This is a genomic window from Streptomyces synnematoformans (genome assembly GCF_039531005.1).
Lineage (GTDB): Bacteria > Actinomycetota > Actinomycetes > Streptomycetales > Streptomycetaceae > Streptomyces > Streptomyces synnematoformans.
Map to the genome: position 1 here is coordinate 1 of NZ_BAAAPF010000614.1, position 1,745 is coordinate 1,745.

A 1,745-nucleotide genomic window follows, 5' to 3' on the forward strand; every position below is an offset into this window, starting at 1 on the left:
GCAGCCCCGCGACGGCGGGGTCGGCCGGCTCCGCCGGGCTCCCCGAGCCCACCGGTTCGGCCGCGGGGCCGAACCGCCCCGGGGCCTCCGGGGTCGCCACGGCCGGTTCCGGTCCTCCGGGCTCCTGCCGCGCCGCGGCCGGCTCCCGTCCGCCCGACGCCGCGTCCACGACCACCGCCACCGTGCGCAGACCGCCCAGCTCGCCGCGTACCCCGCGGCCCAGGGCCGTCACGTCCCCGCGCTCCCGCGCCCGCGCGCGGCAGTGGAACGCCAGCTCGCACGCCGCCAGGCACTCCGGCGCGTACGCGGCCTCCACCGCCTCCACCGCCGCCGTGAGCCGCGGCGGCGGCTGGCGCACGTCCAGGCTCAGGTCCGCCGGGAGCGCGGCGGCGATCGCTTCGAGGCGGGTGAGCCGGGCGAGCTGGCGGCGGGTGGCGGCGAGCTGCTTGCGTACGTCCACGGGCTCGGCGACCGGCTGGTTGGAGAAGTCCTTCGGGCACACCAGCAGCACGCTGTCGTGCACCTCGCAGTGCGGCCGCAGCGCCAGCACGTACACCGCCGCCTGCCGGGCCGCTCCGCCGACCTTCGCCGGGTCGGCGGAGCCGTCGAGGATCGGGAAGGACTTGATCTCGACCACCGTGCAGCGGCCGTCCGGCCCGACGACCGCCGCGTCCGGCTCCAGGTAGACCGGGGCGCCCGCGACCTCCAGGCTGACCATCGGGTGCCGCAGCAGCGTCCAGCCGCCGGCCGCCACCGCCTCGGCGAGCGCCAGCCGGGTGCGCTCGGTGCGCCCGCGGGGGCCGGGGGCGGCGAGGTCGGGGACGGGGCCGGCGGCGGGGTCCGGCGGGGCCGCGCCGGTGCGCTCGGCGAGCAGGCCCAGCAGCTCGGCGCCGTCGTCGGCGGTGATACGGGCCTCGAAGGCGTTGCCGCGGGCGAAGGCGAACTGCGACTGCCCGAACGGCGCCGGTCTGCCCAGCGCCTCGGCGAGCACGGCCTTGTCGATCCCGGCGCCGTCCAGCAGCGTCCGGCGGCGGCAGCCGGGGTTGGCCGCCAGCGCGGCCAGCGCCCGCGCGTCCAGGGCGCGCGGCGGCACGTCCGCGCCGCGCAGTGCGTCGAGCCGGCGGCGCAGCGCGGGTTCGGGGGCCGCGTCACCCGTAGCGGTCGTACGTTCCACGGGCCGCAGTCTGGCACGCCCCACCGACACGGCAGCCGTACCGGGGTACCGCCGCGGCGGCGTGCTCCGCGGCCGGGCCCGGGCGTCGGACGGCCGGGTGCGTCCTGTGTGCAGGACTTCACCGCCGCGGCCACGGGGCGCTTACGCCACCGCCCGGGGGCGGTGCCGCGCGCAGGTGAGCGCCGTGCGCTCGGACGGTGACCCCGCGGGGGAGGCACCCGCGTCCTGGGCCCGGGCCGGCGCGGTCACGGTGCGAGGCAGGTACGCCGCGGTCCGCCGCGACCCGCCCGGTACGCCCGCCGCGGGTGCTCAGTACGCCATTCTCCGGCACATCAACTGCGCCGTGCCCCCGCGGTGCTCCGCCGGTGCCCGTCTTCCGCCCGGCGGCGCCGGCGGGTCGCCCGGGGCCGGGACGTCGTCGCCGGCGCGCGGGCTCGGGACCGAGGGCGGGTCGGGGTGGCCGCCGGTGGGGGCGCCGGCCGCGCCGGTGCCGACCTTCTCCGGGGCGCGGTCGTCGGCCGGGGTCCCGGCGTCGTCCGTGTCGTCGGGGCGCGGGCCGCCGGCGGCGACG

At 80.7% G+C, this 1,745-nt stretch carries 1 protein-coding gene and 1 pseudogene; both read right to left on the minus strand.

Annotation, left to right across the window (positions count from 1 at the left end):
- Positions 1-1,174: hypothetical protein (locus ABD317_RS36540; RefSeq protein ID WP_344296302.1), on the minus strand; the 1,174-nt coding region annotated here is incomplete at its 3' end.
- Between the two features lie 309 nt (positions 1,175-1,483).
- Positions 1,484-1,745: pseudogene (locus tag ABD317_RS36545) on the minus strand (phosphatase PAP2 family protein); the annotation flags it as partial.